This is a genomic window from Paenibacillus apis (assembly GCF_018333295.1).
Taxonomy (GTDB): Bacteria; Bacillota; Bacilli; order Paenibacillales; family Paenibacillaceae; genus Fontibacillus; species Fontibacillus antibioticophila.
The window spans coordinates 1-25,900 of sequence record NZ_BORS01000018.1 but is presented as its reverse complement, the minus strand read 5'-3'; the positions used below and the strand labels follow the sequence as shown (position 1 = coordinate 25,900).

General features: G+C 47.8%; 22 protein-coding genes and 1 rRNA gene. 12 read left to right on the top strand and 11 right to left on the bottom strand.

Features of this window, described 5'->3' with window-relative positions:
• Positions 1-18: 18 nt before the first annotated feature.
• The 10 genes from KI362_RS21140 to rpmH form a co-directional block, all read right to left on the bottom strand.
• Positions 19-864, bottom strand: a complete 846-nt coding sequence (locus KI362_RS21140) for a ParB/RepB/Spo0J family partition protein (RefSeq protein WP_044481573.1) — start codon at positions 862-864, stop codon at positions 19-21.
• The gene (locus KI362_RS21135) at positions 857-1,618 is read right to left on the bottom strand and encodes a ParA family protein (protein ID WP_044481574.1); all 762 of its coding nucleotides are present in this window, start codon (positions 1,616-1,618) and stop codon (positions 857-859) included. Before KI362_RS21135 ends, KI362_RS21140 begins: the two co-directional genes overlap by 8 nt.
• A gap of 164 nt (positions 1,619-1,782) precedes the next feature.
• Positions 1,783-2,601: a nucleoid occlusion protein gene (gene noc / locus KI362_RS21130; RefSeq protein WP_301630242.1), complete on the bottom strand. Its 819-nt coding sequence runs from the start codon at positions 2,599-2,601 to the stop codon at positions 1,783-1,785.
• A gap of 300 nt (positions 2,602-2,901) precedes the next feature.
• Positions 2,902-3,624, bottom strand: a complete 723-nt coding sequence (gene rsmG, locus KI362_RS21125; RefSeq protein ID WP_301630240.1) for a 16S rRNA (guanine(527)-N(7))-methyltransferase RsmG — start codon at positions 3,622-3,624, stop codon at positions 2,902-2,904.
• Between the two features lie 4 nt (positions 3,625-3,628).
• Positions 3,629-5,515: a tRNA uridine-5-carboxymethylaminomethyl(34) synthesis enzyme MnmG gene (gene mnmG, locus KI362_RS21120; RefSeq protein ID WP_301630238.1), complete on the bottom strand. Its 1,887-nt coding sequence runs from the start codon at positions 5,513-5,515 to the stop codon at positions 3,629-3,631.
• 233 nt (positions 5,516-5,748) lie between these two features.
• Positions 5,749-7,128: a tRNA uridine-5-carboxymethylaminomethyl(34) synthesis GTPase MnmE gene (gene mnmE, locus KI362_RS21115; protein WP_301630236.1), complete on the bottom strand. Its 1,380-nt coding sequence runs from the start codon at positions 7,126-7,128 to the stop codon at positions 5,749-5,751.
• A gap of 100 nt (positions 7,129-7,228) precedes the next feature.
• Positions 7,229-7,969, bottom strand: a complete 741-nt coding sequence (jag, locus tag KI362_RS21110; protein ID WP_044481580.1) for an RNA-binding cell elongation regulator Jag/EloR — start codon at positions 7,967-7,969, stop codon at positions 7,229-7,231.
• On the bottom strand, positions 7,966-8,865 hold the full coding sequence (locus tag KI362_RS21105; RefSeq protein ID WP_374705696.1) for a YidC/Oxa1 family membrane protein insertase: 900 nt from the start codon (positions 8,863-8,865) through the stop codon (positions 7,966-7,968). The genes jag and KI362_RS21105 overlap by 4 nt, the downstream gene beginning before the upstream one ends.
• Before the next feature lie 75 nt (positions 8,866-8,940).
• Positions 8,941-9,291 carry a ribonuclease P protein component gene (gene rnpA, locus KI362_RS21100; RefSeq protein WP_044481582.1) on the bottom strand — a complete coding sequence of 117 codons (351 nt, stop codon included), beginning with the start codon at positions 9,289-9,291 and terminating at the stop codon, positions 8,941-8,943.
• 380 nt (positions 9,292-9,671) lie between these two features.
• On the bottom strand, positions 9,672-9,806 hold the full coding sequence (gene rpmH / locus KI362_RS21095) for a 50S ribosomal protein L34 (protein WP_044481584.1): 135 nt from the start codon (positions 9,804-9,806) through the stop codon (positions 9,672-9,674).
• A 724-nt stretch (positions 9,807-10,530) separates the two neighbouring features.
• Here rpmH and gntK point away from each other — a divergent pair.
• The 9 genes from gntK to KI362_RS21050 all read left to right on the top strand — a co-directional run bounded on the left by gntK (position 10,531) and on the right by KI362_RS21050 (position 20,579).
• On the top strand, positions 10,531-12,081 hold the full coding sequence (gene gntK, locus KI362_RS21090) for a gluconokinase (RefSeq protein ID WP_301630230.1): 1,551 nt from the start codon (positions 10,531-10,533) through the stop codon (positions 12,079-12,081).
• 447 nt (positions 12,082-12,528) lie between these two features.
• Positions 12,529-13,875 carry a chromosomal replication initiator protein DnaA gene (gene dnaA / locus KI362_RS21085; protein WP_301630229.1) on the top strand — a complete coding sequence of 449 codons (1,347 nt, stop codon included), beginning with the start codon at positions 12,529-12,531 and terminating at the stop codon, positions 13,873-13,875.
• A 260-nt stretch (positions 13,876-14,135) separates the two neighbouring features.
• Positions 14,136-15,278, top strand: coding sequence for a DNA polymerase III subunit beta (gene dnaN, locus KI362_RS21080; RefSeq protein WP_044481588.1), 1,143 nt, complete (start codon positions 14,136-14,138; stop codon positions 15,276-15,278).
• 18 nt (positions 15,279-15,296) lie between these two features.
• A complete protein-coding gene (gene yaaA / locus KI362_RS21075; RefSeq protein WP_044481590.1) occupies positions 15,297-15,521 on the top strand; it encodes a S4 domain-containing protein YaaA in 225 nt (74 codons plus the stop codon).
• A gap of 51 nt (positions 15,522-15,572) precedes the next feature.
• Positions 15,573-16,685 (top strand): DNA replication/repair protein RecF, encoded by a 1,113-nt coding sequence (gene recF / locus KI362_RS21070; protein ID WP_044481591.1) that lies wholly within the window; start codon positions 15,573-15,575, stop codon positions 16,683-16,685.
• 16 nt (positions 16,686-16,701) lie between these two features.
• Complete coding sequence (remB, locus tag KI362_RS21065; RefSeq protein WP_044481592.1) at positions 16,702-16,950, top strand: extracellular matrix regulator RemB; 249 nt, start codon at positions 16,702-16,704, stop codon at positions 16,948-16,950.
• Positions 16,951-16,987: 37 nt separating this feature from the next.
• Positions 16,988-18,898, top strand: coding sequence for a DNA topoisomerase (ATP-hydrolyzing) subunit B (gyrB, locus tag KI362_RS21060; protein ID WP_301630227.1), 1,911 nt, complete (start codon positions 16,988-16,990; stop codon positions 18,896-18,898).
• A gap of 138 nt (positions 18,899-19,036) precedes the next feature.
• The gene (locus tag KI362_RS21055) at positions 19,037-19,615 is read left to right on the top strand and encodes a sigma-70 family RNA polymerase sigma factor (RefSeq protein ID WP_301630225.1); all 579 of its coding nucleotides are present in this window, start codon (positions 19,037-19,039) and stop codon (positions 19,613-19,615) included.
• Entirely contained in the window at positions 19,605-20,579 is a 975-nt protein-coding gene (locus KI362_RS21050; protein ID WP_301630223.1) for a DUF4367 domain-containing protein, read from the top strand. Before KI362_RS21055 ends, KI362_RS21050 begins: the two co-directional genes overlap by 11 nt.
• A gap of 75 nt (positions 20,580-20,654) precedes the next feature.
• On the opposite strand, the gene KI362_RS21045 is transcribed toward KI362_RS21050, so the two are convergent.
• Positions 20,655-21,428: a YheC/YheD family protein gene (locus tag KI362_RS21045; protein ID WP_301630222.1), complete on the bottom strand. Its 774-nt coding sequence runs from the start codon at positions 21,426-21,428 to the stop codon at positions 20,655-20,657.
• A gap of 328 nt (positions 21,429-21,756) precedes the next feature.
• Between KI362_RS21045 and gyrA the strand changes: the two genes are divergently transcribed.
• The 3 genes from gyrA to KI362_RS21030 form a co-directional block, all read left to right on the top strand.
• Complete coding sequence (gene gyrA / locus KI362_RS21040; RefSeq protein ID WP_301630221.1) at positions 21,757-24,270, top strand: DNA gyrase subunit A; 2,514 nt, start codon at positions 21,757-21,759, stop codon at positions 24,268-24,270.
• A gap of 177 nt (positions 24,271-24,447) precedes the next feature.
• Positions 24,448-25,545: an HD-GYP domain-containing protein gene (locus KI362_RS21035; RefSeq protein ID WP_301630219.1), complete on the top strand. Its 1,098-nt coding sequence runs from the start codon at positions 24,448-24,450 to the stop codon at positions 25,543-25,545.
• 263 nt (positions 25,546-25,808) lie between these two features.
• Positions 25,809-25,900: ribosomal RNA gene (locus KI362_RS21030) — 16S ribosomal RNA — on the top strand; the annotation flags it as partial.

Below are 25,900 nucleotides of genomic sequence, written 5' to 3'. Positions count from 1 at the left end.
TCATTTTCACATCCAGATTCAATTGAGATTTAATAAATCAAGCAAGCGCTGCAAATCCTGTTTGCTATAAAAGTTAATTTCAATCTTGCCTTTCTCTTTATTAGACTTGATCTTTACGGTCGTCTTATAGCGCTCCCGCAAGCTCTCTTCCACTTCTTCCATGTAAGGGTCACGCTTCTTGCTTACAGCCTTCACTTTATCTTGCTTATGCTTGTCCAACTGCTGGACAGCATCCTCAAGCTCCCGTACACTCCACTCATGCTCGATACATTGCTTCGCCAGCTGTTTAATCTTTCCATTATCCTTTATTCCAACCAACGCCCTAGCATGACCCATAGACAATGTTCCACGTGAAACATATTCCTTCACTTCGTCCGGTAATGACAGGAGTCTCAAAAAGTTAGCGATATGTGATCTGGACTTGCCTACCTTCAGCGACAATTCCTCTTGCGTAAGCTGGAAGGTATCCATCAGGTTCTGGTAAGCCACAGCGACTTCCATGGCATTCAAGTTTTCACGCTGCAAATTCTCGATCAGTGCAATTTCCATGACCTGTTGATCGGAAAATGTTCTTACGACTGCAGGAATCGTTGCATTTCCACAATATTGCGACGCCCGGAAACGACGCTCCCCTGCAATTATCTCATACCCTTTGAGTACACTGCGAACAATGATGGGCTGAATTACACCGTGCTGGCGAATCGATTCTGCCAATTCACGAATAGCTTCTTCATCGAAAGTCTTTCTAGGTTGGTAAGGATTCGCCCGAAGTTGATTCAAAGGAATCTCGATCACCTTGTCATCATCCTGAACGGATAGAGATGGAATTAAGGCATCCAGCCCTTTTCCCAACCGCTTACTCATAGGAAATCACTTCCTTTGCCAGCTCTAAATACACCTCTGCGCCCTTGGATCTCGGATCATAAGTAATAATTGATTGACCGTGAGAAGGAGCTTCACTAAGGCGTACATTTCTTGGTATGACCGTCTTGTAGACTTTTTGTTGGAAATACTTCTTCACTTCTTCAATAACCTGAATGCCCAGGTTCGTACGTGCATCGAACATGGTCAGCAGCACACCTTCAATTTGCAGCGACGTATTCAGATGCTTCTGTACGAGTCTTACCGTATTCAATAATTGGCTCAGACCTTCAAGCGCATAGTATTCGCACTGAATCGGAATAAGCACCGAATCGGCTGCGGTTAACGAGTTAATCGTAAGGATTCCGAGTGAAGGAGGGCAATCAATTAGAATGTAATCATATAAATGTCTGACTTGCTGCAAGGACTTCTTTAATCGAACCTCACGAGAAATCGTAGGAACAAGCTCAATTTCTGCACCCGCCAATTGAATGGTCGCCGGAATAATATCGAGCCCATCAATTTCTGTTTGCATAATAGCTTCCTTCGGATGCACTTCATTAATCAACACATCATAAATACAATTTGGAACATCGGCTTTATTAATCCCGACACCGCTTGTCGTATTCCCTTGAGGGTCAATATCAATAAGAAGCACCCGCTTTCCAACTGTCGCAAGGCCGGCACCCAAATTGACTGAGGTCGTCGTTTTGCCGACCCCACCCTTCTGATTTGCTATGGCAATTATTTTAGACAATCCATTTCACCTCAGTATAATAGAAGAATCTTCTTGTAGATTTCATTATGCGATCACCAAGCTGTTGCTACAAAAAGACCACAGTATTCCTGGCGATGTCTCATGCGGTTTTCAAAAAAAGAAACTGACCTTCAAGCCCAAAGTTAAGGTCAGTAGTCCTTCATTTATCTTTTCGGAATTTGAATGACAATTTCATAGTGATCTTCATGATCCTTCTCGGATGTCTTGATCGCCATTCCTGATCCGGATACCATGTCGATAGATTGACGAATCGTATTCAAGGCCAGCCGAACATCCTTCGTGAATGAAATGCGTCTGGATGCTTTCTTGTTCTTGGCTGCTTCCTTATAAAAAGCGATTCGCGCCTCTGTTTGCTTCACATTCAATTCCTTCTGGATAATTTCCTCAAGGACCTTTAATTGCAGTTCTTCCGAATCAAGAGAAAGTAATGCTCTCGCATGCCTTTCTGTGATTTTGCGTTCCATTAAGGAGTTCTTCACTCCCTCAGGAAGATTAAGCAGCCGAATTTTGTTGGCGATGGTTGATTGGCTCTTGCCCAATCTCTGTGCCAGGCTCTCTTGAGTTAATTGGTGCAGATCAATTAGGTTTTGATAAGCCAAGGCCTCTTCGATTGCAGTAAGACCTTCACGCTGCAAATTCTCGATCAAGGCAATGGAAGCAGCCTGTGAATCGTTGAATTCCCGCTGAATAGCTGGAATTGTCGCTAAGCCCAGCTTTTTGACAGCGCGCCATCTTCGTTCTCCGGCAATGATCTCATACTTGTCATTCCGGAAGCGAACTACAATGGGTTGAATAACCCCATGTGTTCGGATCGTCTGGCACAGCTCATCAATTTTCTCATCATCAAAGATGGACCGCGGTTGATAGGGACTTCCTACGATGTCCCCTACCGGGATTTGTTTTACTTCATCGACTTCCGCACGTTCGGTCATGCCGAACAGTCTCGTGAATTGTTCTTTCATTCCACAGATTACCACCTAATTTAAAAGTGACATAAGCCGTCCGATTGCTCTGTTGCAATATCGTCTGTTATTGTACCGATCCCAGTTCTTTAAAGAGTCTAGCAATCAACATTCTTGCAAAATTCTTCTATAGAATAGATCGATTTCAGCTATCTTCTATTCTACCACTTTTTTCACTATAATCCTATTCTCTTCTATATGAAAAATAAATAAATAGGTTTGAATGCCTAATTACAGAAATAAAACCCCTTACCCTGATGTTTCACGTGGAACATTTAGGTAAGAGGCTGATTCAATGGATTATACAAGCGGCGACTTGAGCGGTGTTCCCGCTTTCCTGGGATACTTTTTCGGGGTTGCACCACTTTTTTCGATAACAATAATATGGCGGTCCGAATTTTCCAGGGGTAAAAAGAATGAATAGGTTTTACGCAGCTTAGCGTTCAATTCCTTAAGACTGCGTTTCGCCTCATGCAATTCCTCGGAAGGGTCGCTTCCCTTCATGGCAGCAAATACCCCGTTACTCTTGGCAAAAGGAAGACAAAATTCATTCAGTACCGCCATCCGTGCAACCGCTCTGGCCGTAACCAGATCGAAGCGGTCTCTCATATGGTCCAGACGCGCAGCATCCTCAGCCCGGCTATGCAGAAGCTGCACTTGCTCGAGTCCAAGCTTATCACATACATGCTGCAAGAACTGAATCCGCTTGTTCAGAGAATCCACGATGGTTAATTGTATATGAGGGAAACAGATCTTAAGCGGAATTCCAGGGAAGCCAGCCCCCGAACCGATATCCGCCAGGTTTGAAACCTCGTCCATATTTAAATAGAAGGAAAGCGACAAGGAATCATAAAAATGCTTGATATATACCTGTTGTCGTTCAGTGATTCCTGTCAGGTTCATTTTCTCATTCCAACTAACCAGTTCCTGATAATAATCCTCAAATTGCCGGAATTGCAGTTCTGTTAATGTAATCCCTTGCTTAGCCAGCAATTGTTGAAATTGGAGTTGAATCTCATCCAATAGCTTATCCTCCCGCCGCGGTTACCCGATTATAATGCTCCAGATACACCAGCAGAATGGATATATCCGCAGGAGTAACGCCGGAGATCCGTGAAGCTTGCCCAATGGAGATCGGACGAATCTTAGTCAGCTTCTGTCTGGCTTCCATTGCCAGGCCTTGAATATCCTCATAGACAATCGATTCAGGTATTCTTTTCTTTTCCATTTTTTGTAATTTCTCTACGTGGATCAATTGCTTCTCTATATAACCGGCATATTTGATCTGGATCTCTACCTGTTCACGCATTTCCTCATCCAAAGGAGTCTCTGATGGAAAACGCTCGCCGATCAGATCATAAGCCACTTCGGGACGACGGAGAATCGTTAACAGATTGCTGCCATCCTGAATCGGAGCCGAGCCGATCGCTTCCAGCAGATCATTAATCTCTGACGGCTTGATCTTGGTTACTTGAAGCCGCTGAATCTCCCGTTCAACCTTCTCCTTTTTATCTAAAAAGGCATGGTACCGTTCGTCCGTAATCAATCCAATCTCATGGCCCAGCGGGGTCAAACGCAGATCGGCATTATCATGGCGAAGCAGCAGACGATATTCGGCTCTAGAGGTCAGAAGTCGGTAAGGCTCATTGGTGCCCTTGGTAACCAAATCATCGATCAGGACGCCGATATAGCCCTGGGAGCGATCCAAAATAACCGCCTCCTTACCTTGTACCTTACGGGCAGCATTAATCCCAGCCATAATCCCCTGTCCGGCCGCCTCCTCATAACCGGACGTTCCGTTAATCTGTCCGGCCGTGAACAGTCCTGGCAGACGCTTCGTCTCCAGTGAAGGCCATAGCTGTGTCGGCACAACCGCATCATACTCAATGGCATAACCGTTGCGCATCATCTCGGCGTTCTGTAAGCCCGGAACGGAACGGAGCATTTTCAGCTGAACCTCTTCCGGCATGCTTGTCGAGAAGCCCTGCACATAATACTCCTTCGTATTCAGACCCTCTGGCTCAAGAAAAATCTGATGCTTTTCCTTATCGGCAAAGCGGACAATTTTGTCCTCGATAGAAGGACAGTACCGCGGTCCAGTACCTTCAATAACGCCTGAGAACATCGGTGCGCGATGAAGATTTGCATTGATAATATCATGGGTCTCGGCAGACGTGTAAGTCAGCCAGCAAGGCAATTGCTCATTTTCCGATCCCTTTGTCTCATAAGAGAAAAATTTAGGCTTCTCATCGCCAGGCTGGATTTCGGTCTGGGAAAAGTCGATGCTGTCCCCGTGCACCCGCGGCGGCGTGCCAGTCTTAAAGCGCACCAGATCAAAGCCCAGCTCCTTCAAATGATGAGAAAGGCGCAGCGAAGGTTGCTGATTGTTCGGTCCACTCTCGTACATCAGCTCGCCCATAATAATTTTTCCGCGCAAATAGGTTCCGGTCGTCAGAACGACCGCCTTAGCCCGGTATTGAGCACCTGTCTTGGTCTCCACACCCACGCATACGCCGTCCTCGACCAACAGCTCCTCAACCATTCCCTGACGGAGCGTCAGGTTCGGCTCTCGCTCCAGCGTCTCCTTCATCTCATGCTGATAGGAGAACTTATCGGCTTGCGCCCGCAGAGCATGTACAGCCGGCCCTTTGCCGGTATTCAGCATCCGCATTTGAATAAATGTCTTATCGATATTCCGGCCCATTTCCCCACCCAGCGCATCGATTTCACGTACTACATGTCCCTTTGCAGGTCCGCCAATCGACGGATTACATGGCATAAAGGCAACCATGTCCAGATTTATCGTCACCATTAAGGTGCTGCAGCCCATCCGGGCAGCCGCCAACGCAGCTTCACAGCCGGCATGTCCCGCACCAACGACAATCACATCATAGCTGCCGGCAACATATCCCATATGCAATCAACCTCCAAATTCAAATAAATATCCATTAAGTTGAACTGATGATTCTAAGCTAGTAGGCAACGTGTGAAGTGTGCTTACGATTACTGTTGTTCACGAATTTCTCTGATTGAATTTAGCCATCAAAAGGTAGAAATTCGCTCACAAAGGCGAACGCTTTCGCTTCTACAGCACACTTCACACTTATGCCTTTTCACCGTAGAGTTTTCAGTTCAACATACCTATCCTTATTTTCCTAAACAAAATTGGGAGAAAATTTGATCTATCAGCGCATCCGGAGCGGAATCTCCGATTACTTCGCCCAACTGCTCCCATGCCAACCTTACGTCGATCTGCATAATATCAATTGGTATGCCCGCATCGGCCGCCTCATACGCATCCGCAAGCGATTGACGCGCCTTCTTGAGCAGGGCGATGTGGCGCACATTGCTCACATACGTCAGATCTCCGGATTCAAGCTCTCCGCCGAAGAACAGTCGGGAGATGGCATCCTCTAAATGATCCAGCCCCTCCAGCTGCTTCGCGGACAGCTCCACAACTGCATTTTCCGGGAAATAATTCAACACCCTTGCCCGGTCCAACTGCTGCGGCAAATCGATTTTGTTCAATAACACAAGCACAGAGCGCCCTTGCAGCTGCTCCATTAATTGCAATTCATCCTCATGCAGCGGCTCGGCTCCATTCAGAACCAGGAGAATCAAATCCGCTTCAAGCACTGCGGCACGGGACCGCTCCACGCCAATCTGTTCGACGATATCCATCGTCTCCCGAATTCCCGCCGTATCCAGCAATTTCAATGGAATATTGTTAATTGTAACATATTCTTCAATGACATCCCGCGTCGTTCCGGGGATATCCGTCACAATCGCTTTATTCTCACGCGCAAGAGCATTCAGGAGGGAGGACTTCCCTACATTAGGCCGGCCCACGATCGCTGTCGTAATCCCTTCGCGAAGTACCTTCCCTTGTTCTGCCGTCCGCAGCAAGCCTTCTATTCCTTGCGTGACCTCGTCACACTTCGCTTTAATAAACGCGGTGGTCATGGACTCTACATCATGCTCGGGATAATCGATGTTCACCTCAATATGCGCCAGCGTCTCCACTAAAGCATACCGAAGCTGATGAATCTTACGCGACAATTCGCCATCCACCTGCTTGAGTGCAACCGAGAAAGCCCGGTCTGACTTGGAACGAATCAAATCAATGACCGCCTCCGCTTGAGACAAGTCGATTCTTCCGTTCAAGAAGGCTCTCTTCGTAAACTCTCCCGGCTCAGCCAGCCGGATGTCGGGCTGCTCCAGCAGCAGGTCCATGACCCGCTTCACTGAAATAATCCCGCCGTGCGTACTGATCTCAACGACATCCTCGGTCGTAAAGGAACGCGGAGCCCGAAATACGGAGACCAGCACCTCTTCCAGCTTATCTCCGGTCTTCGGACGAATGATAAAGCCATAATGTACCGTGTGGCTTTCCGCCTCCGTTAACGGTAACCGGGAGCGAAACAAACGCCCCACCGCGTCGATGGCTTCCGGGCCGCTTACCCGGATAACGGCGATGCCGCTCTCGCCGACCGCTGTTGAAATCGCAGCGATTGTATCGCTAAGCATATAGTTGTCACCTCGAATATTCAAAAATTTATAGTTGAGTCCCCAACTAAAAGAAAAGCAATGACATTTGCCAGGGCAAAACGTCATTGCGTCTCATTCATCATTTGCTCTGCTTCAGCGTAATAATGACTCGGCGGTTCGGATCCTCGCCTTTACTGTAGGTTTTTACTTCTGGATGATCCTGGAGCTTGGAGTGAATCACCTTACGCTCTTGAGGGGACATCGGTTCAAGCACGACATCCTTGCGGGTGCGAACGACCCGCCCTGCAAGCCTCACGGCCAGATCCTCCAGCGTCTTTCTCCGCCGCTCCCGAAAATTCTCGGCATCCAGAATGATACGGATATATGAGTCCGAATAACGGTTAGCAATAATATTAGCCAGGTATTGCAAGGAATCCAGCGTCTGCCCCCGGCGTCCTATTAGGACGCCGAGATCGTTGCCGCTAATGTTTAATACAGTAATATCCTTCTGATGGACTATCTCCACCTCAGTTTCAATGCCCATGCTATCACTGACGTCACGAATAAATGACGCCGCCGCTTCATAAGGGTCTGAGTCAACCTCTGGACCAGACCGAATCTCTTCTCTGGAACCCAAATCAGAATTTCTGACCTTCTCCGTCTCCGGTGTTCTTACTTGCGGCGGAACTGAACCCGGCACCGCTTCGGACTGCAAGGTCAATTCAACCTTTGCATCCTTCGCGCCGATCAGTCCAAGGAATCCTTTTGACGGCTGCTCTAACACATTCACGGTGACTTGATCCTCGGTAGCGCCGAGCTTGGCCAACCCTTGTCTTACAGCTTCTTCAACGGTTTTTCCTGACGTCACTATCGTTCTCATTTCGATTTTTTGGCCTCCTTGGCACCACTTTTGCCGGGATGACCGGCTTTTAAGTTCGAACCGCCCTTTTTGGACTTGTTGCCGGAATGAATTACAGCCGCATCGTTATTGAGTGCTACTACCGGATTCTTCTTCCGATAAATGAAAAAGTTTTGTACGATCGTGTACAAGTTACTGAAGATCCAGTACAACGGAAGTGCCGCGGCAAAATTGTATGCCATCACGAAGATCAGCACAGGGTACACATACATCATAAATTTCATCGGATTGATGCCCTGCATATTGCCGGTTTGCGGCTGCATATTTGACATCATCTTGGTTTGGATAAAGGTTGTTAATGCCGCAATCAGCGGGAGAATATAGAGCTTGTCCGGCTCACCCAACTGAAGCCACAAGAAAGAGTGCTCACGAATCGCTGAGTTATGGTAAATAGAGTTATATAGCGCAATGAATACCGGCATCTGTATAATCAACGGAAAACAGCCGGCCATCGGATTCACTTTATTTTCCTGGAACAGCTTCATCGTCTCTTGCTGCTGCTTCTCAGGATTGTCCTTATACGTTTCACGGATCTTATTCAGCTCAGGCTGAATCGCCTGCATCGCCTTCGAGCTCTTCACCTGCTTAAGCGTAAGCGGCAGGATCAAAGTACGAACGATAAGTACCATGACTAGAATAGCTAGTCCATACGCTCCGCCGAACCAATCTGCAAACGTATCCAGGGCCAACGAAAAATAGTACACTACATTAGATGTCCACCATGAAGTACTTTCTTTCATGTCTGCTGTGGTTGAGACATAATCAGCAGGTTGACCGCAACCCGACAACATAACTACCAGGCCGATCATAAGCAGGAGCAGAAGCCACTTCCTGTTGCTCTTCAAAATACGCGACACTTGAAAACCCCTCTCTTAACCTTTCCATTACTCGTAAATCATAACATATTTACATGGACAAAGAAACAAGCATGCTTACTGCCTGAAAGCCTTGAGCAGCGAGGCTTTTCGCAGTACGTGCAGCACGCTTTTTTCCAACTCCTTGAACTCCATTCCTACAGCCCCGTTCCGGACAATCAAGATCAGATCGACATGGTCTTTAATCTCATGCTGATGCAATCTTACAATCTCCTTCAGGACGCGTCTCATCCGGTTCCGAACCACGGCATTGCCGATTTTCTTGCTGGCGGATACCCCGAGCCGAAACCGTTCAACATCATGCCTGGACGAATAATAGACAACAAGCTGACGATTGGCGAACGATTTCCCGTATCGGTATACCCGGCCGAAGTCGGATCGATTCCTTAATCTGAGCTTTCTATGCACAGGTCATTCTCCTCAAGTCAGTCAACCCCAACCCGCCGGCCCGATCGTCCTTCCATCATTATTGACCAACGGCATAGGCCGGTAAACCAATTCCTTATGCGACGCCGCGTAAGACCCCGGGGAAATTAACATTTTTGAACTGCCTCTTTTCAGTAAATGTTCAAAAAATCAGCTTTTCAGCACCGAGAAGGTTGCGAGAACCCGAAGAAGGAGGAACGGAGTGTAGGCAGACCCTACATGAGTACCGGACTTCGAGGGTGAACGCAAGATTCGATGTTGAATCACCCCCTTGGAACACTTCGTGATCAAAAGCTGACTTTTTGAACTACCTCTAATAATGTAAAAAAAGACCACCGCAGTGGTCTTCATGCACGTACGCTTTACGCACTCAATACTTTTCTGCCTTTTTGACGACGAGCAGCGAGAACCTTGCGGCCATTTTTCGTGCTCATTCTTTTGCGGAAACCATGAACCTTGCTGCGCTTGCTCACGTTTGGTTTGAAAGTCGGTTTCATTTATTGCACCCCCTTAAGCAGGAATCACTTACTGTATATTTACCATTTTCATATCCACAGAAAATGCCTTTATACATTTAATCATAACCCCCATAAAAAGTCAACTGATCCCGGCATATCTTCTCCCTCTCCAAAACCTCTGTGGATAGTCAAAAATCAGGTTTTCCACAGCTTAATTAGTGTTTTCATTCATAATATACAGTTATGCACATGTGGAAAAGTAAAAATATGCTCTTCTCCGCGGTTTACACCTGTTAATAAAGCCTTTATGATGAAGGTGAATCATCTTGTATACAAGCATGAGCATTGGCAAAATAAGTTGATCTATATAAGTTAAGCAGAAGGGCATAAGCGGGAGATATTCTGAAGCGCCGGATCGTTGCTACCGGCATACAATTATTAGTTCAACTTATATAAAGAGGATTTTAAGATGAAATTGGGTATGATTGGATTAGAAAAAAAGAGTATGTTCTAATTCATTTATCGCTATATAAGTTGAACTATATAAACTACGTAGAAAGGGCATAAGTGTGAAGTGTGCTGTAGAAGCGCAAGCGTTCGCCTTTGTGAGTGGATTTCTGCCTTATAATATCTTAGTTCAATTAGAGAAATCCGCGAACAACAGCGATCGTAAGAACACTTCACACGTTGCCCTCAAAACGTAAAATTCAATAGTTCAACTTATATAAATTAAAGAAACATCCGTTAGAAATGGGGAAAACATATGATTGATGAGCGTTCGTTGATGATCGGTGTAGATATCGGCACAACCAGCACAAAAGCGGTCTTATTCGAGGTCAATGGAGCCATCCTCTCCTCTGCCAATGAGGGCTATCCGCTTCATACCCCCTCTTCCGACGTGGCGGAGCAGGATCCGGAGGACATATTCAGCGCTGTAGTGACTTGCATACGTCAAGTTATGGCGCAAAGCAGCGCTTCGCCCGAGCAATTGAGGCTCGTATCCTTCAGTTCGGCCATGCACAGCGTTATTCCTATGGATGAAAACGGAAAACCGTTGATGAACTGTCTCACCTGGGCGGACAATCGCAGTGTCGCCTGGGCGAAGCAATTAAGGAACAATCCGGAGGGGCATGAACTATATCTGCGGACAGGGACACCGATCCATCCCATGTCTCCGCTGTGCAAGCTGATCTGGCTGCGTCATGAGCTTCCCGAGCTCTTCAGCCAGACCTCCAAATTTATCTCCTTAAAAGAATATATCTGGTTCAAGCTGTTCGGACAGTATCTGGTGGACTTGTCGATCGCCTCCTGTACGGGGCTGCTGAATCTGGAGCAGCAAGCATGGGATGAAGAGGCCTTGCATATGGCTGGAATCACAGCCGGACATTTATCCGAAATCGTATCTACTACCCATATCTCCAGAGGCATCGACCCGTCTTTTGCGGAAAAAATGGGACTTCTCCCTTCCACCCCCTTTGTAATCGGTGCAAGCGATGGCGTCTTGTCCAATCTGGGAGTCGGAGCGATTGGTCCTGGAGAAGTGGCGGTCACGATCGGTACCAGCGGAGCGATTCGAACGGTTGTCGATCAACCCCGGACCGATCCGAAGGGCAGAATCTTCTGCTATGCCTTAACCGATAAGCATTGGGTGATCGGCGGTCCGGTGAACAATGGCGGCAGCGTGCTCCGCTGGCTTCGCGATGAATTTGCCTCCGCCGAAGTAGAAACGGCCAAACGTCTTGGCATCAGTGCTTACGACGTGCTTACAAAAATTGCGGAAAATGTTCCTCACGGCTCCGAGGGGCTGCTATTTCACCCTTTTCTCGCCGGTGAACGCGCTCCCTTATGGAATCCTGATGCCCGCGGGTCCTTCTTCGGCCTCACCCTACATCATCATAAGGAGCATATGATTCGGGCTGTGCTTGAAGGCGTCATCTTCAACTTATATACCGTTCTCCTTGCGATGGAGGAAATCATCGGCAGACCTCAAGCGATTCTCGCCACAGGCGGTTTTGCGAGATCCCCCTTATGGCGTCAACTGATGGCGGACATCTTCGATCAACAGGTCACCGTGCCGGAGGAAATTGAGAGCTCCTGCCTGGGAGCGGCCGTTCTCGGCCTTTATGCCCTCGGCGATATCGATTCACTGGATGTCGTCACCTCTATGGTGGGCAGCACCTACAAGCATATTCCGGCTAAGGAACACGCAGCGATCTATAAGGAGCTGCTGCCGATCTTTATCCGCATTTCACGCAAATTGGAAGAAGAATATGAAGCGATCGCCGAATTTCAACGGCGCAGCTCCAACGGCTAGTAGATCTAGCAAAGAGGGAAGAACGCATCCCGGGTGTACTTGGGATCGTTCTTCCCTCTTTTTATACAATTCCGGACAACCTGTGCATAATATTTTTGAGAACCGAAGTGATTCTGTCGAATATTAAACAATTTATAAACAATATGTAGTGGTGTGAATTAAAATTGTACACAAGTTATTGAATTTGTGGATAAAGTTCAGCAATTCATTGAAATATAGGCCTTCTTTTGCTATGATTATATTGCTTTTGTTGTGAATATCTAAATTAAAGCGGAATAATTATTAACAGGCTGTGGATAAGATTGTGAACAATTCGAGTTTATCCATGTTTATAATTATTCCACTTTTCTGACTTATGGGGATAAATATCCCCATTATTGTTGTTTTTTCGACCCTTTTCTGCATGGCTTATGCCACAAGTGGAAGATGTAAAAGGAGTGACCGTCTGTGGATAGCCATACGTCTGATATATGGCCGCATATTTTATCCATCATTAATACCAAACTCAGCAAGCCGAGCTTCGATACCTGGTTTAAAGCAACTAAGATCGTCTCGTTAAACGACCGTTCGATCGTCATCTCGGCACCCACCACCTTTGCGGTAGAATGGCTGGAGAGCCGGTACACGAAGCTTGTTGCAACCACTGTCTTTGAATACCTTGGCAAGCAGGTAGAGGTTTCCTTTGTGATCGAGGAATCCGCTATTCCTGAGCAAACTCCCGTATTCAAAGAGCCTCCTGCACCCGTCCAGGTAGAGGAAAACGGTTCCAATATGCTGAATCCGAAATATACGTTCGATACCTTCGTCATCGGCTCCGGCAACCGGTTCGCTCACGCGGCTTCCCTGGCTGTCGCAGAGGCGCCTGCGCGTGCGTATAATCCGTTATTCCTGTATGGAGGCGTAGGTCTTGGCAAGACTCACTTGATGCATGCGATCGGGCATTACATTCTTGAGCACAATCCAAGCAGCAAAGTCCTTTATATCTCATCCGAGAAATTCACTAATGAATTCATCAATTCCATTCGAGATAACCGCGCTGAGAGCTTCCGCAACAAATACCGCAATATTGATATTCTATTAATCGACGATATTCAATTCATTGCCGGCAAAGAATCGACGCAAGAGGAATTCTTCCATACCTTCAATGCGCTCCATGAAGAACGCAAGCAGATCATCATCTCCAGTGACCGTCCGCCAAAAGAAATTCCAACCCTTGAGGAGCGGCTCAGATCCCGGTTTGAATGGGGACTGATTACCGATATTCAGCCTCCTGATCTGGAGACGCGGATTGCCATTTTGCGCAAGAAGGCCAAGGCGGAAAATCTGGACATTCCGAATGAAGCGATGATGTACATCGCGAACCAGATCGATACCAACATTCGGGAGCTCGAAGGCGCGCTGATCCGCGTCGTCGCATACTCCTCCCTGATCAATCAGGATATTACGACCCATCTGGCCGCCGAAGCGCTTAAGGATATTATTCCATCCAGCCGGCCGAAGATGATCACCATTCAGGATATCCAGCAGCGCGTCGGAGAATATTACAACCTGCGGCTGGAAGACTTCAAGGCTCGCAAGAGAACCAAGGCTATCGCCTTCCCGCGGCAAATTGCGATGTATCTGTCCCGGGAATTAACGGACTTCTCGCTGCCCAAGATTGGCGATGCGTTCGGGGGGCGCGACCATACGACCGTCATTCATGCCCATGAGAAAATATCTCAGCAGTTGAAATCCGATCAGGATCTCTATAAAGTTATTAACAACTTGACGGAGAAAATCAAAAACTCATCCTGAATAAGCTATAAGCCTATGCACATGATATTCACATGTGGATAGGCTTCATTTCATATAGTCTGCCCTCTTATCCACATATTCAGGGCCCCTACTACTTCTTCTATTAATTAAAAGATATACATCATCATGAGAACACGGCTTTCGCCGCACTCTAAAAAAACGGAGGGACAAGCCTCCAGCCTGAGTACATATTTCATCTTATGCCGGGCACTCGGCAATTATGAGGAAATTGAATAAGATTATGTTTAGGAGTTGAATTTATGAAGATCCGCGTACTAAAGCATGATTTAAATGAATCCATCCAGCATGTGGCCAAGGCCATCTCAAGCCGGACAACGATTCCGATTCTGACCGGGATCAAGCTGGAGGTTAATTTTCAGGGAATGACGCTTACAGCCAGCGATACCGACATTTCCATTCAAGCCTTTATTCCTGCGGAAGACCAGAATAAACAAATCGTCCAAGTAGAGCGTCCGGGTAGCGTTGTGTTGCCTGCGAAGTTTTTCGTGGAAATGATTAAGAAGCTGCCTTCAGCCGAAATCGAGATGGAGGTTCAGGAAGGCTTCAAGACGCAAATCCGTTCCGGCTCTACCGATATTCAAATGGTTGGTCTGGACCCGGAAGAGTTTCCTGTGCTGCCAAGCATTGAAGAGAACCAAGTCATTTCGATGCCGGGCGATCTGCTCAAGAATATGATCAAACAGACCGTCTTCTCGATTTCCTCCAATGAGACCTCCCCTATTCTGACCGGGGTCCTGTGGAGCCTAAGCGAGAATCAGTTCAAGTTCGTGGCTACAGACCGCCACCGGCTTGCCAGCAGAACCGCTGAACTGAGCAATGACGATCAGGTTCGATTCAGCAACATTGTCATTTCCGGCAAAACACTCAATGAGCTGAGCAAGATCGTTCCGGATCAAAATACAATTGTGGATATCGTCGTGGCCGACAACCAGGTGCTGTTCAAAATTGACCGCGTCCTGTTCTATACCCGTATTCTGGACGGAACCTATCCGGATACCTCCAAGATTATTCCGACGACCTACAAGACAGAACTGGTTCTGGATACGAAGAAGCTAAGCGATTCGATCGACCGTGCCTACCTCCTGTCCCGCGAAGAGAAGACCAATATCGTTCGTCTGCAGACCATGGACAATGGATCCGTTGAGATTTCTTCAAGCTCTTCAGAGCTGGGCAAGGTAACCGAGCAACTGGATCTGGCGGAGTTCACAGGGGAACAGGTAAGAATCTCCTTTAACTCCAAATATATGCTGGATGTGCTTAAGGTCGTAGAGAGCGAGCAGCTCCATATCGGATTTACCGGGGCAATGAGCCCGATTATTATCAAGCCGATGGATGATACCCAGAGCCTGTATCTCATTCTCCCTTATCGGACGACCAACTAAGAGAGGAAGCTGGCATCAATGCAGAGCGTACAAATTTCAAGCGAATATATCAAACTGGATCAATTTCTCAAGCTGGCCGATTGCATTTCTACGGGCGGTATGGCTAAGGCGCTCATTCAGGATGGTGCTGTTAAAGTAAATGGCGAAGCTGAGCTGCGCCGCGGCCGGAAGCTCTATAACGGTGATGTGGTAGAAGTGGAAGATGCCGGAGCCTTTCAAGTCGTTCGCAGCGAGGAAGCATAAGAGATCGGATCCGAAGTCGCATACGGTGTCTGAAGGAGGCTTTGGAATCGCGTGTATGTCAATTCACTAACCTTATCGAATTACCGCAATTATGAGACGCTGTCCATGGAATCTTTCGGCAGCGTCAATTTATTGATTGGGCGCAATGCCCAGGGCAAGACAAATCTGCTGGAGGCATTACTTGTATTGGCCTTGACGAAGTCGCACCGGACGTCGAAGGATAAGGAGCTCATCTGCTTCGGCAAGGACTCCGCCTCCGTTCAAGCTGAGGTGGAGCGCAAATACGGCAAAATCCAGCTGGAGCTTCGCTTCTCCCAGCAAGGCAAGCGGGCTAGTCTGAACGGATTGGAGCAACGGAAGCTGAGCAACTTTGTCGGCAGCCTGAATGCGGTCATGTTTGCACCGGAGGACCTTGAGATCGTGAAGGGAACGCCCGGAGTGAGGCGCCGTTTTCTCGATATGGAGATCGGACAGGTGCAGCCCAGCTATCTATATCATCTTCAGCAGTATCAGAAGGTGCTCATCCAGCGGAATAATCTGCTTAAGCAAGCGTTCCATTCCGGCTCCAATTTAACGGTCATGCTGGAGGTATGGAACGAGCAATTGGCAGAGCATGGTGTTAAAATTATCAGAAAAAGGAAACAATTTATAAGAAAACTGCAACGGTGGGCACAGCAGATTCATGAGGGGATCACCGGCGGCGGAGAAGCCCTTCAATTGTCCTATCTGCCTTCCTTCGGAGTTGCGGATGAAGAAGATGAAGCTGTCCTATTGGAGCAATTTATGATAAAGTTATCACAGATGAGAGATCAGGAGATCCGCCGCGGAATGACGCTTGCGGGGCCGCATCGTGATGATTTGGCCTTTTATATCAATGGAAATGAAGCACAGAGCTTTGGCTCCCAAGGGCAGCAGCGGACGACGGCATTGTCACTAAAGCTGGCAGAGATCGAGCTGATTCATGAGGAGATCGGTGAATACCCGATTCTGCTCCTTGACGATGTATTGTCAGAGCTTGATCCCTATCGCCAGACTCAACTGATTGAGACCTTTCAAAGCAAAGTGCAGACGTTCATTACAGCGACCGGCATTGAGAGTTTGAATGCCAGTCGTCTTCAGGACGCCAGCATTTTTCATGTTCAAGAAGGACAAGTTCATCGATAGGAATGGAGGGCTGCGGGTGTACATTCATCTGGGCGGAGAGAAGGTTGTGTTGTCTTCCGAGGTTATAGCCATTTTCGATGTGTCTATTGAGAAATCCTCGAAGGTATCCAAGCTATTTGTAAGTCATGCAGTGAAGGAGAAGCAGGTGCTCCGAATCGGAGAGGAAGAGCCCAAATCCATCGTCGTGACTCCGACCATGGTCTATTATTCGCCCATATCTTCGGCCACATTGAAGAAGAAAAGCAGCATCCAGTCGATGATGTAATTCTGTTGAACCAGAAAATAGAGAAGTAGGTGAAGGCATGTCTATGAACGAGCAATCTTATGATGAGAGCCAGATACAGGTGCTGGAAGGCCTGGAGGCCGTCCGCAAACGTCCTGGTATGTACATCGGTTCTACCAGTGCCCGTGGATTGCACCACTTGGTATGGGAAGTCGTCGATAACAGTATTGACGAGGCCTTGGCAGGCTTTGCAAATAAAATCGATGTTTTCGTTCATCATGATAATAGCGTTACCGTCATTGATAACGGGCGGGGAATTCCGGTCGGAGAGCATCCCAAACTGAAAAAGTCCACCCTTGAAGTGGTTATGACCGTACTTCACGCGGGGGGGAAATTCGGCGGCGGCGGATACAAAGTGTCCGGCGGTCTGCACGGCGTAGGTGTCTCGGTTGTGAACGCCCTGTCCGAGAAGGTCGTGGTCAAGGTACAACGCGATGGCCATGTTTATCAGCAGGAGTACCACCGGGGAATTCCGCAGTACGATGTCAAAATCGTGGGCGATTCCACATTGACGGGTACAACAACCACCTTCTACCCGGATAAAGAAATTTTTACAGAGACCACCGTATTCGATTACAATATCTTGCTGGGCCGGATTCGGGAGCTAGCTTTCCTGAACAAGGGAATCAATATTTCGCTGACCGATGAGCGTACCGGCACCTCCGAGTCCTTCCACTACGAGGGCGGCATCAAGGAATACGTGAAGTTCTTGAACCAGAACCGCGAATTGCTTCATGAGGATCCAATTTATGTTGAAGGCTCGCGGGACATGATTCAAGTAGAGATTGCACTGCAATACAATGACAGCTACACGGAGAATATTTTCTCCTTTGCGAATAATATCAATACGCATGAGGGCGGGACGCATGAATCCGGCTTCAAGAGTGCGCTGACGCGGATTATTAATGATTATGCGCGTAAAAATAACATGATCAAGGAAAATGACTCCAACCTGACCGGGGATGACGCGCGTGAAGGTCTGACCGCGATTATCTCGGTGAAGATTCCGGAGCCGCAATTCGAAGGACAGACGAAGACGAAGCTTGGCAACAGTGAAGTACGCGGTGTCGTTGAATCGCTGTTCGCAGAGAAGCTGCAGGAGTTCATGGAAGAGAATCCGGCCGTTTCGCGACGTGTGCTTGAGAAGGCGCTTCAGGCGTCCCGGGCGCGCGAAGCTGCTCGTAAAGCGCGGGAACTGACACGGCGCAAGAGTGCCCTTGAAGTCAGCGCCCTGCCGGGCAAGCTGGCGGACTGTTCCTCGAAGGATGCTTCCATCAGTGAGCTTTACATCGTCGAAGGGGACTCTGCGGGCGGATCCGCCAAGCAGGGCCGTGATCGTCATTTCCAGGCGATTTTGCCGCTGCGGGGTAAAATTCTGAACGTAGAGAAGGCGCGTCTGGACCGGATCCTTGGCAATGCCGAGATTCGGGCGATTATTACAGCGCTTGGTACAGGGATTGGCGAAGAGTTCGATATCTCCAAGGCACGTTATCACAAAGTGATTATCATGACGGATGCCGACGTCGATGGCGCGCATATTCGTACCTTGCTGTTAACCTTCTTCTTCCGCTACATGCGCAAGATTATCGAGGCAGGCTACGTATACATCGCACAGCCGCCGCTCTTTAAAGTAGAGCGCAACAAGGTGGTCCGCTATGCCGGTTCCGAGAAGGAACGCGACGAGATCATTGCTGAATTTGGCGAGAATGCCAAGTTTAATGTACAGCGGTATAAAGGTCTGGGCGAAATGAATCCGGATCAGCTGTGGGAGACAACTATGGATCCGGAGAGCCGCACCATGCAGCAGGTATCAATCTCGGACGCGATTCAAGCAGATGCCATCTTTGATACGCTGATGGGCGACAATGTCGAGCCGCGGCGCGATTTTATCAACGAGCATGCTCGTAACGTTAGGAATCTGGATATTTAATATCATACTTGCAGTTCAAGAAACCGCCGATATGGCGGTTTTTTTTATACTTGGGTGTAATGAACGGGGACCGCCGACGTATTTACAGGTGTTGGCGATTTGATCAAATCCCTCACCTTGCAACAAAGGAGGCAAAAAATGCACCAGCAGCGCGCATGGTTCCGTACGGAGGCTGCAAATCCCGAGATGACTTGCAAACAACAATCAAAGATAAGTATTTCCGAGGTCTTTGAGGCCTACTACGAGCGAATTTTCAATTATGTCAGTTACCGAACCGGCAATCGTTTTACGGCGGAGGATATCACCAGTCAAGTTTTTGAAAAAATCGTGGCGAAATATCATACCTTTCAGCCAGGCCGGCGTCCTTTGGAAGTCTGGATTTTCACGATTGCCAAAAACACGTTAACTGACCACTTTCGAGCTTCTCAAAGACACAATACTTGTTCTTTGGAGGCCATCGAAGAGAAGGATTCGAAGCAATCCGGACTTGAGGCGGTTGTCATCAACAAGGAGTCCGAACTCAGCTTGATTCAGGCCTTATCCGTATTGACGGATAAAGAAAGGCAGATCATTGCGCTGCGGTTTGGAGCCGGGCTTAAGAATGTTGAGATCGCCAAGATCATGAATAGCTCCGAATCGAATGTGGGCGTCATTTTATTTAGGTCTATGAAAAAATTAAAAAAGGAACTGGAAAGGGAGGATTACAATGAAGCCTAACACTTCAGCCAATGCCTTTACGAATAGCTTGGACGATTACCTGAATCACGGAAAAATGCCATCCGAAACGGAAATGCACGATCCGGAGGTTGCAGATTTATTGGCTTTGGGAAAGAAGCTGTCCGAGATAGATTTTGATGCCAAGGCTTATAAGGCACAAGCTAGAGAAGAGGTATTTGCCGCCTCAGCTGCTTCAGACAGCGCAACGAACTGGCAGAAGCGTTGGTTCATCAAGGGGGCAATTGCTGCCGCCGCGGTCTCCCTCTTTGTAGGAGTCATGTTCTCCCCGCCTGCAATCGCCGGTGAATGGATGGGAAAGATTATTAAAACATTGTCATTAGGTTACATTGAGATCCAACAGGTAGAGCCTCAGCTCGAAGGAGAAAATATCTCTGTACCTTATGAATTACAAGGGAAGATTTTCGATGAGCATGGAAATGCGTTGACGCAAATGTCAGTGTCGACCCAAAAAGTTTACACAGCCGATGGAGAAGAAATCGAGGAGTATCGCGATGGTGTGATCATTACGAAGCAGGATGCAGAAAGAGACTTGAATGAAATCGGAATGACAACCATTCATGATGCTGCCAAGCTAAACGATCATACGAATTTTGAGGTAAAGGTTCCGGCCTATTTGCCGGAAGGGTACCAATTTGAACGGGCGGAGCAATATAATAATGACGACGGGCTGCCTGCACCTGAATATATCAACCTGTACTACCGAAATACGCAAGGTCAGGAACTTAAGTTGTTTCAACGTGAAGCGAGCGAAGAAACGGCCTATGGATTATCAACGGAAAGTCGGGTAGAGGAAATCGAAATCAACGGCCAGCCGGCCGCCTTGATCGGGAACTCCTCGATAGACTGGCAATCCGATGGGGTTCTCTATAGTTTAGCAGCAGATAAGACAGGACAGAGTCTGAACAAGGAAGAGCTTATAAAAATTGCAGAATCGATAAAATAAATAAAGGAATCTCCATGAAAGAAAGCATCTTGAACGATGTTAATTTCATGGAGTTTTTTTTATGAGGGGAAGGCGTTACTTTTTGTATCTGCCGTAGGCAACGGCGTAGCGGCGAATTTTCTTATAGATTTCCTTGTCTTTCAGATACTTAAAGGGAAACAGTGCGGGCAAGGTGTTCACTTCCAGAATCCAGGGGCGCAGCTGTTCATCAATAGCCAGGTCCAGACCGATTTCTTTCAGATTCGGGAATTTGCGGGCCATTTGCGCGGCTGTTCTTGTTCCAATCGTCTTCATTTCTTTATACAGCAAGCTAAATTGATACGGATCCAGGTACGGGCCGAGCAGTTCCTCGATAGGCTTGATCATGCCGCCTCCATGATAGTTGGTGATAATCTTCTGCTGGGCGGCTACTCGGCCGATGAACCCGGTCGTCTCCCACTTTTTCGAAGGGGTCCTTTGCACGAGGGCACGGAGGTCAAACTTTCGGCGGCGGTAGGTGAGCATATGAATTCCCCTTTGGATCAGGTAGGTCTGTTGGCCGATTCTAGGCTGAATACTCTGATGTGCCTCCTCCAAGGTAGTAAAATATTTGCTTTCTATTCCGAACCTCAGCTTATAGCGAAGCGGGTTGTCAGGGTCAAGCTCATCCTGCCAGGGCTCCATGCTCATCACGCCGTTGCCATAGGTTCCGCGGTCAGGCTTCATGAAGACTAATCCGTACAATTCCACCATATCCTGCAGGTGATTGTACGTATATTTGCGAGTGTCGGGAAGGTACGGACGCAGGCTCTCCCTTTGGTTTAAAAGGAGTGTTTTTTCCCACTTGCTTTGGATACGCTGGATCGCCAACTCCAATATCATCCTTTCTGAAAATCCCGGCTGCGGATAGATGCAGGTATGAAAAACATAGGACAGAAGAGAAAAACAATGGTATAATTATAAGATATGGGGATTTTATAAGTTTTTTGAACGAACCTAACTACAACCTCTCAAAATGCCTATATTCCTAGTGTATGACCTAAGTCTGCAATGGGAATGGACGTATCCCCATTTATTTTGTCTCCATCGTAAAAAAATGGGATGTAAGCAGAGCACGTTTATTTGTTCGGATTTTGTGCAAGTAATATAGTGTTCCCTTTACATAGGCATTTGGATTGATTATTGAAGGAGGTCCAGCATGGCGGAAGAAAAAATGTCGCAAATCATAGACCGGGACATTAATGTGGAAATGCGCGAATCTTTTATGGACTACGCGATGAGCATTATTGTTAGCCGTGCTTTGCCGGATGTAAGGGACGGACTGAAGCCGGTTCACCGCCGTATTTTGTACGCGATGAATGAGCTTGGCATGCATCCTGACAAGCCGTTTAAAAAATCGGCCAGAATCGTCGGCGAAGTGATCGGTAAGTATCACCCTCACGGGGATTCGGCGGTCTATGAGACGATGGTGCGGATGGCTCAGGATTTTTCGATGCGGTATATGCTGGTCGACGGTCATGGCAACTTCGGTTCAATTGACGGCGACTTTGCGGCTGCAATGAGATATACGGAAGCTCGCTTATCCAAGATAGCCATGGAAATGCTGCGAGATATCAATAAAGAAACGATCGATTTTATGCCGAACTATGACGGGGAAGAACAGGAACCGGTAGTTCTGCCGGCCCGCTATCCGAATTTGCTGGTCAACGGAGTATCCGGGATCGCTGTCGGGATGGCGACCAATATTCCTCCGCATAATCTCGGCGAAGTGATCGACGGGGTTCAAGCCATGATTGAGAACCCTGACATCGATTCGCTGGATTTGATGGATTATATTAAAGGGCCTGACTTTCCTACAGCCGGTTATATCATCGGGCGCACCGGCATACGCCAAGCCTATACGACAGGCCGCGGCTCGATTACGATGCGGGCCAAGACAACGATAGAAGAGCACAATAATAAAGCCCGGATTATCGTGGACGAGCTGCCTTACCAAGTGAACAAGGCGCGTCTGGTTGAGAAGATTGCTGAACTGGTGCGGGAGAAGAGAATCGACGGGATTACCGATTTACGCGATGAGTCGGATCGTAACGGGATGCGGGTTGTCATCGAACTGCGCCGGGATGTAAATCCTAACGTGGTGCTTAACAATCTGTACAAGCATACCGCCCTTCAAAGCACGTTTGGCATCAATATGCTCGCGATCGTGAACAACGAACCGAAGATTTTGACGCTGAAGGAAGTGTTGCACCATTACCTCCAGCATCAGATTGAGGTTATTCGGCGCCGGACAGAGTTTGAGCTGAAGAAGGCTGAGGCCAGAGCTCATATTCTCGAAGGTCTGCGGATCGCCCTGGATTATCTGGATGAGGTCATCGCCCTGATTCGTGCCTCCCAGACCACCGAGATTGCGCGTAATGGCTTGATGGAGCGCTTCGGGCTTAGCCATGAGCAGGCTCAGGCGATTCTTGATATGCGCCTGCAACGCCTGACGGGTCTCGAACGTGAGAAGATCGAGAACGAGTATCAGGAACTGTTGGCTAAAATTGCAGAGTATCGCGAGATTCTGGCTAATGAGGGCCTTGTCCTCCAGATCATTAGCGAGGAACTGCAAGAGATCCGTGACCGCTTCTCCGATGATCGCCGTACGGAAATTATCGTGGGCGAGGAGAGCATCCTTGACGAGGATCTGATTCCGCAAGAGGAAGTCGTTATTACGATTACTCACACCGGTTATATCAAACGCCTGCCGCTGACCACCTACCGCAGCCAAAAACGCGGCGGGCGCGGTGTTATCGGGATGGACACCAAGGATAATGACTTCGTGGAGCATCTGTTCGTGACGAACTCCCATCATTATCTGATGTTCTTTACCGATAGAGGGAAGGCGTACCGTCTGAAAGCTTATGAGATTCCGGAGCTTGGACGTACCGCGCGGGGAACTCCGATTATTAATCTGATTCAGATCGAGCAAGGAGAGACCGTGAATGCGGTTATTCCGGTGGAACGATTTGATGAAGACAAATATTTGTTCTTTGCGACCCGTTCCGGCGTAGTGAAGAAGACACCGATCGAGGATTATATCAATATCCGCAAGGGCGGTTTGATTGCGGTGCATTTGCGCGAGGATGATACGTTGATTGATGTGAAGCTGACAGATGGTCAACAGGAAGTGATCATGGGTACAGCGCAAGGCATGTCAATCCGCTTCTCGGAGAGCGATGTGCGTTCGATGGGCAGAGCTGCGACCGGGGTGAAGGGAATCACGCTGGATGCCAGCGACCAGGTTATTGCGATGGATGTTATTGTTCCAGAGCAGGATATCCTGATTGTAACCACGAATGGCTACGGCAAGCGGACCCCGGCGTCCGAGTACCGGATTCAAAGCCGCGGAGGTAAAGGCATCAAGACAATTAATGTCACCGGCAAGAATGGGGCTGTCGTTAGTCTTAAGGTTGTGAAGGATGAAGAGGACCTGATGATCATTACCTCCAGTGGAACACTGATTCGGACGAGCATGTCCGGCATTTCTACCATGGGCCGCAATACCCAGGGTGTGAAGCTGATCAGTATCCGTGAGGACGATTCTGTAGCTACAGTTTGCCGCTCGGACAAGAGTGAGGAAGAGCCGGAGAATGCTTTGGAAGGAGCAGAAGAGAACGCATTGGAAATATTGGATGCTCCTTCTGACTCTAACGAATCCGAAGAATAGAGAACCTGTTTGAATGGAGCAATCATTTGCCGCCAGTCTGTATAGACGGCAGATGGTTGCTTTTATTTTTATATAAAGATTGTTGGGTACGAAGACTCGTAATATAATGAATCTATTAGTTCTTTTTCACTAAATAGAGACCATTCTAGATTTAAGGAAAGTAAGGAGAGGGAGAAAATGCTCAGCGTCCCTGTAATCGAATTAAAGCCAGGCTATAAGACTGCAAGTCATGTACATACTCCCTTGGGCGGTGTCCTTTTGCAAAAAGGAAAGGTGTTGCTGCCAAGAGATCTCGATATTCTGAAGGCCTTTATGATTCATGAAGTGGAGATTGATTTTTCAGCGGATTCAGCCCCGATACTGGATGCCCGCAAATCGTCAAAGGAAACAGAGGATCATACTGCCGCTTCCAGAGCTTCAGAAATAGAGCAGCCGAACTCGGCCCAATTTCATAAGGAATACGAGCGGATGCTTCATCTGCTTAAGAGCGCATTTCAGTCGGTGTTGGCAGCAGAGCTGCCGATTTATGAGCTCCGCCATCAATTGGAACAGCTCTTGAAGCAAAGTAAGAGCTATAATGTGCTCACCTTCATTCCCCGGAACATGAACGAATATGATTATTTATTCCATAATGCGATTCTCTCTGCTTTAACTGCTTATTGCATCGCTCAGTGGCATGGCTTGCCTCAGAAGGATTGGATGCAGGTTGCTTTTGCCGGCCTTCTTCACGATATCGGAAATACGAAGATTGATCCTGCCATATTGTACAAGCCAAATCCCTTGACCGATGAAGAACGGGAAGAGATGCGAATGCACACAACCTATGGCTATCAGCAGCTGCGCAAAACCTCCGCCATCAATGAAGGCGTTCGATTAACGGCCTTGCAGCATCATGAGAAGATGGACGGCACGGGTTATCCGTTCCGCCTGAACGGAGATAAGATTCATATCTATGCCAAAATCGTTGCGGTGGCGGATATCTTCCATGCGATGACACTTAATCGGAGATATAAGAAGGCGCAATCGCCTTATTTGGTGCTGGAACAGATCAAATCCGAAGCCTTCGGCAAATTGGATCCGGCAATCGTCCAGACCTTTGTTGACAAGGTGACGCAATTCCATACCGGAATGCGGGTAAGACTGAGCAACGATAAGATTGGTGAAATTGTATTCTCCGATCGCCAATATCCTACGAGACCTATGGTTGCGGTTCAAGGCGAGATTATTAATTTGACCCAGGCAAGGCATCTTTATATTGAAGAAGTTTTGACTTAGGGGTTGCTTTTGCCTATAGGAATAAGGTATAGTAATATTCACTGCTGCGAAGCGCAGAACGACGGATAAAATTACTTTCAATAGCTTGTTTGAAAAAAAGTTGTTGCATTGATTCGCAGTACGTGATATATTATAAAAGTTGCCGCTGATGAGGTGGTAACGAAATAAGAACCGAAGTTGATCTTTGAAAACTGAACAACGAGTGAGTATTAAATAGAGAATGAATAATTCTCGTCAGTTTTGAAATGAGCAAGTCAAACACTTTATTGGAGAGTTTGATCCTGGCTCAGGACGAACGCTGGCGGCGTGCCTAATACATGCAAGTCGAGCGGACTTGATGGAGTGCTTGCACTCC